Origin of the sequence: Streptomyces aureus (assembly GCF_001418135.1) — a bacterium.
Lineage (GTDB): Bacteria > Actinomycetota > Actinomycetes > Streptomycetales > Streptomycetaceae > Streptomyces > Streptomyces aureus_A.
In genome coordinates this window covers 1-5,822 of record NZ_LIPQ01000532.1, presented here as the reverse complement: position 1 = coordinate 5,822, position 5,822 = coordinate 1, and the positions used below count along the sequence as shown (strand labels likewise).

General features: G+C 70.4%; 4 protein-coding genes. 2 read left to right on the top strand and 2 right to left on the bottom strand.

Annotated features, from left to right (window positions below; translation table 11 throughout):
* Positions 1 to 1,980 (top strand): NACHT domain-containing protein (locus tag AOK00_RS33220; RefSeq protein WP_159041904.1); only part of this gene is annotated, 1,980 nt, incomplete at its 5' end.
* Positions 1,981 to 2,055: 75 nt separating this feature from the next.
* Here the strand turns inward: AOK00_RS33220 and AOK00_RS33215 are convergent.
* Positions 2,056 to 4,578, bottom strand: coding sequence for an ATP-dependent Clp protease ATP-binding subunit (locus tag AOK00_RS33215; protein WP_055603867.1), 2,523 nt, complete (start codon positions 4,576 to 4,578; stop codon positions 2,056 to 2,058).
* Positions 4,579 to 5,072: 494 nt separating this feature from the next.
* Between AOK00_RS33215 and AOK00_RS33210 the strand changes: the two genes are divergently transcribed.
* On the top strand, positions 5,073 to 5,663 hold the full coding sequence (locus tag AOK00_RS33210; RefSeq protein WP_055603866.1) for an SCO3374 family protein: 591 nt from the start codon (positions 5,073 to 5,075) through the stop codon (positions 5,661 to 5,663).
* Here the strand turns inward: AOK00_RS33210 and AOK00_RS33205 are convergent.
* The coding region (locus tag AOK00_RS33205) for an Lsr2 family DNA-binding protein (protein WP_173861708.1) at positions 5,642 to 5,822 on the bottom strand (181 nt) is incomplete at its 5' end. The two genes, AOK00_RS33210 and AOK00_RS33205, sit on opposite strands and share 22 nt — an antisense overlap.

Here is a 5,822-nt window from a genome sequence, read left to right as displayed (position 1 = left end):
GCCCCCGACCGCTTCCTCACCACCGTCGACTGTCCGCTCTCCCCGCCCGACGGCTGGGCCGACCGCGTCCTCGCCGCCGGGCGCGGCCTCGTCCTCGTCGACGGCATCGACGAGATGCCCGAGGCCGAGCGCGACCGCGCGCGCCGCTGGCTCCGCGACCTCCTCGACACCTACGACGGCAACCGCTGGCTCGTGACCTCCCGCCCCACCGCCGTGAGCGACGACTGGCTCGCGTCGGACGGCTTCGCCGAGCTCACCCTCTCCCCCATGTCCGCCACCGAGGTCGCCACCTTCGTCCGCCGCTGGCACCGGGCCGCCGGGCCGTCGGCAGCGCCGTACGAGCAGCCCCTCCTCGACGCCCTGCGCACGACGGCGGACGTCTCCCAGCTCGCCACCAGCCCCCTGATGTGCGGCCTGATCTGCGCCCTGCACCACGGAAGGCGCGGCTTCCTGCCCCGCGGCCGCAAGGCGCTGTACGACGCGGCGCTCGCGATGCTGCTCTCGCGCCGGGACCGGGAGCGGGACATGGGGACGCCGTACGGGATCGAGCTGGGCGAGAGCCCGCAGATCCAGCTGATCCAGCGGATCGCGTACTGGCTGACGCTCAACGGCCGCACGACGATGGACCGCGCGCACGCCGAGTCGGTCGTACGGGAGGCGGTGCCCGCGATCACCGAGGCGACCGGGTGCGACCCCGGCGCGGTCTTCACGCATCTGCTCCACCGCAGTGGCCTGCTGCGCGAGCCGACCGCGGACACGGTCGACTTCGTCCACCGCACCTTCCAGGACTACCTGGCGGCGAAGGCCCTCGTGGACCGGTGGGACATCGGCGTCCTCGTCGGGCACGCGGCGGACGACCAGTGGGAGGACGTCATCCGCATGGCCGTCGGGCACGCGCGCCCGCGCGAGTGCGCCGAGATCTTCGAGGAACTCCTGAAGGCGGCGGACGCCGCACCGGACCGCCGTACGGAGCTCCGCGTCCTGGTGGTGGCGGCGACGGCGCTCGACCACGCGCCGGAGGTGGCGCCGGAGATCAGGGAGCGGATCCTGGCGCGCACGGCGGAGGTGATCCCGCCGCGCGGCCCGGAGGAGGCCCGGGAGCTGGCGTCGGTGGGGCGGGCGGTCCTGGACCTGCTGCCGGGTCCTGAGGACCTGGACGACGAGGCGGCCCTGGGGGTGACGACCACGGCGACGCACATCACGGACGACGCCGCGCTGCCCTGTCTCGCCCGGTTCGCCGATCATCCGTTCCTTCCGGTGCGTTCCCAGCTGATGTGGGGCTGGTCGCGGTTCGACGCCACCAGGTACGCGGAGGAGATCATCGCCCGGCTCGACACGGAGGACCTGCGCTTCACGCTCGTGTCCGACAAGCAGGCCGCCGAGGTCGTACGCCTCGGGATGCGCCCCAGGGAACTGGAACTGCGGGCCGGTCTCAGCCCCGACGGCGTGGCTCTCCTGCGCGGGACGATCGGCGGCGCCGAGCACATCCAGATGCCGGGAGACCTCGTCGGGCTCCGGGCCCCCTTCCCTGCCGGGAACGAACTGAAGGGCCTCGTACTCTTCGGTCACCCCGGGGGCGGGCTCGCCTCCCTCCGACAGCTCACCGGCCTGACGTCGCTGAGCATCCACGGTCACGCGCCCCTGTCCGAGGAGGACTGGGCCGTGATGGCCACCATGAGCGCGCTCAGCGACGTCAAGGTGGCCGCGAGCAGCTTGAGTCACGTCCCGGAATCGATGCGGTTTCCGTCGGTGAGGTCGCTCGCCCTGGACTACGACGGCGGCGGTGCCACCGCGTCGCTTGGCCCTGCCGCACGGGCCTTCCCCGCCCTGCGCCAGGTGTTCCTCCTGGCGCAGGACGAAGCCCTGGTCCACGACCTCGCGCCGCTGGCGTCCCTGCCGCTGCTCGAATCGGTCTATGTGTTCGAGAGCCGGTTCACCGGCGCCGAGCACCTCGCCCCCGACGTCGTGATCAGCGTCTGACCCCCGTGCGAAAGGGGCGGCCCCGGGACCATCAGGTCCCGGGGCCGCCCCTTCGTGCTCAGTCGCTCCGAACGCTTACGCGTCCTTCGACAGGTTCGGGCCCGTGCCGCCCGTCGCCTCGATCGGCGGGGCGTCCGGCAGAGCCGTCTTCTCCTCGCCGCGGAAGGTGAAGGTGCGCTCGTCGCCCTCGCCCTCCGTGTCCACGACCACGATGTGACCGGGGCGCAGCTCGCCGAAGAGGATCTTCTCCGACAGCGAGTCCTCGATCTCGCGCTGGATCGTCCGGCGCAGCGGCCGGGCGCCCATCACGGGGTCGTAGCCCTTCTTGGCGAGCAGCTCCTTCGCGGCCTGGGAGAGCTCGATGCCCATGTCCCGGTCCTTGAGGCGCTCGTCGACGCGGCCGATCATCAGGTCGACGATCTGGAGGATGTCCTCCTGCGTCAGCTGCGGGAAGACGATGATGTCGTCCACACGGTTGAGGAACTCCGGGCGGAAGTGCTGCTTCAGCTCGTCGCTGACCTTGGCCTTCATCCGCTCGTAGTTGGACTTCGTGTCGCCCTGGGCGGCGAAGCCCAGGTTGAAGCCCTTCGAGATGTCCCTGGTCCCGAGGTTGGTGGTCATGATGATGACCGTGTTCTTGAAGTCCACGACCCGGCCCTGGGAGTCGGTCAGGCGACCGTCCTCCAGGATCTGGAGAAGGGAATTGAAGATATCGGGGTGGGCCTTCTCGACCTCGTCGAAGAGGACGACGGAGAACGGCTTGCGGCGCACCTTCTCGGTGAGCTGGCCGCCCTCTTCGTAGCCGACGTATCCGGGCGGCGAACCGAAGAGACGGGAAACCGTGTGCTTCTCGCTGAACTCCGACATGTCGAGGGAGATCATCGCGTCCTCGTCGCCGAAGAGGAATTCGGCGAGCGCCTTCGAAAGCTCGGTCTTACCGACACCGGACGGACCGGCGAAGATGAACGAGCCACCGGGGCGCTTCGGGTCCTTCAGACCGGCACGCGTACGGCGGATGGCCCGCGAGAGGCCGATGACGGCGTCCTTCTGCCCGATGACGCGCTTGTGGAGCTCGTCCTCCATGCGGAGCAGGCGGCTGGACTCCTCCTCGGTCAGCTTGAAGACCGGGATGCCCGTGGCGGTCGCGAGGACCTCGGCGATCAGATCGCCGTCGACCTCGGCCACGACGTCCATGTCGCCGGCCTTCCACTCCTTCTCGCGCTTGGCCTTCGCGGCGAGGAGCTGCTTCTCCTTGTCACGGAGCGAGGCGGCCTTCTCGAAGTCCTGCGAGTCGATCGCGGACTCCTTGTCGCGGCGGACACCGGCGATCTTCTCGTCGAACTCGCGGAGGTCCGGCGGCGCGGTCATCCGGCGGATGCGCATCCGGGAGCCGGCCTCGTCGATCAGGTCGATCGCCTTGTCCGGGAGGAAGCGGTCCGAGATGTACCGGTCGGCCAGGGTCGCGGCCTGGACGAGGGCCTCGTCGGTGATGGAGACCCGGTGGTGGGCCTCGTACCGGTCGCGCAGACCCTTGAGGATCTCGATGGTGTGCGGCAGCGACGGCTCGGCGACCTGGATGGGCTGGAAGCGGCGCTCGAGGGCCGCGTCCTTCTCCAGGTACTTCCGGTACTCGTCCAGCGTGGTCGCACCGATGGTCTGGAGCTCACCGCGGGCCAGCATCGGCTTGAGGATGCTGGCGGCGTCGATCGCGCCCTCGGCGGCACCCGCACCCACGAGGGTGTGGAGCTCGTCGATGAACAGGATGATGTCGCCGCGGGTGCGGATCTCCTTGAGGACCTTCTTCAGGCGCTCCTCGAAGTCACCGCGGTAGCGGGAGCCGGCGACCAGCGCGCCGAGGTCGAGGGTGTAGAGGTGCTTGTCCTTGAGGGTCTCGGGCACCTCGCCCTTGACGATGGCCTGCGCCAGGCCCTCGACGACGGCGGTCTTGCCGACGCCGGGCTCGCCGATGAGGACCGGGTTGTTCTTGGTGCGGCGGGACAGCACCTGCATGACCCGCTCGATCTCCTTCTCGCGCCCGATGACCGGGTCGAGCTTGGATTCGCGGGCCGCCTGGGTGAGGTTGCGCCCGAACTGGTCGAGGACCAGGGACGTCGAGGGGGTGCCCTCGGCAGGACCGCCGGCCGTGGCGGCTTCCTTGCCCTGGTAGCCGGAGAGCAGCTGGATGACCTGCTGCCGCACCCGGTTGAGGTCGGCGCCCAGCTTCACGAGGACCTGGGCGGCGACGCCCTCGCCCTCGCGGATCAGGCCGAGCAGGATGTGCTCGGTGCCGATGTAGTTGTGGCCGAGCTGGAGGGCCTCACGGAGCGAGAGCTCCAGGACCTTCTTGGCGCGAGGGGTGAAGGGGATGTGCCCGGACGGGGCCTGCTGCCCCTGCCCGATGATCTCCTCCACCTGCTGGCGGACCGCCTCGAGCGAAATCCCGAGGCTCTCCAGGGCCTTAGCGGCGACACCCTCACCCTCGTGGATAAGGCCCAGAAGGATGTGCTCGGTGCCGATGTAGTTGTGGTTGAGCATCCGGGCTTCTTCCTGAGCCAGGACGACAACCCGCCGCGCGCGGTCGGTGAACCTCTCGAACATCGTTAATCGCTCCTCAGAGCGGTCAGTCAGTTAGGGGTCGATCCCCTCCCTGTCCTTCCGCAGCTTAGTCCCGCAAGCGGGGACCGCTCATTCCAACTGCCGACATCCGTCCGGATCACCCCCTCTTCCGCGGGGAGACCTGCTGCCGAACAGCCGACAAATGCTCCAACCCGATGGTGCGAGACGATGTTCCCGCAGGCCAAGTAGTTACCCGCGCCATCAGTACGCCGATGGCGAACGTGAGACGCCGAAGCCCGCGAGTCGCCCCTCTCCACTAGGAATGTCTTACCCGTAAGGACTGACACTCCATGCGGCGCACCCCGGTTCCCTCCGCTACCAGCGAACACCCTTGCGCCGCCGAATGCACTCGTACGCCCCATCACGGACACATTGCGCGTTCGGAGGGGGACTGTGCGTCACCGGCAACGGGGAGTCGGGCGGCCGTCGCGCCCTCTGGGGCGTAACCAACGTGCCCCTCCGGGAGTTCCCCGGTCATGCCCCTCACCGTCCCGCTTCCCCGTACGCCGATCGACGGCGGTCTCGCACGGTGGTACGAGCACGAGCTCGGCTGGGCGACGGTGGCCGGCCCGCCGGTGCAGCTGGTCACGGGGCTGCGCTTCGACGCCCTGGAGCTGCCCGCGACGGCCGGCCGCGGTGTACTGCGCAGGATGGGTCCGGCGACGGGTCCGGTGGCCCTGCTGGGGCGCCGGATGAGGCTGCTCGTGGCCGCGGGGAGCGCGGAGGAGCTGCCGGGACTGCTCGACTGGCTCGAGTGGGGCGGGATCTCGCTGGATCTCGTCGCGCTGGGCACCGACGGCCGGATGACCGCGCCCCTTCCCCCGGGGCGGGGCGGATCCGGCGCGCCGGGCGCCGCCGTGTGGCTGCGGGCCCCGGCACCGGGCCGCGAGGTCGAGTCCTCGCTGCCGGCCCTGCGGTCCGCGCCGTGGGGCGAGGGGACCGCCCCGTGCTTGGTGCGTCTCGTGGCCGCCGCCGCCGCGGAGTGCCACCGGGTGCGGCTGCTGAGTGCCCGGGCCCGGGGGCCGGCGGCTCAGCAGCAGTCGCCTCAGCGGTTCGCGTCCTCGTAGGCGGCCTTGATGTCGGCGGGAACGCGACCGCGGTCGTTCACGTTCATGCCGTTCTCCTTGGCCCACGCGCGGATCTTCGCGGTGTCCTGGCTGCCCGTCGCCACGGCGCGGCCCTTGCCGCGTCCACCGGTGGTGCGACCACCGGTGCGACGCGGCAAG

Excerpts from the sequence above, each read along its gene's own strand:
- AOK00_RS33210 (WP_055603866.1), top strand. The coding sequence starts at position 5,073 with ATGCCCCTCACCGTCCCGCTTCCCCGTACGCCGATCGACGGCGGTCTC.
- AOK00_RS33215 (WP_055603867.1), bottom strand. The coding sequence starts at position 4,578 with ATGTTCGAGAGGTTCACCGACCGCGCGCGGCGGGTTGTCGTCCTGGCT.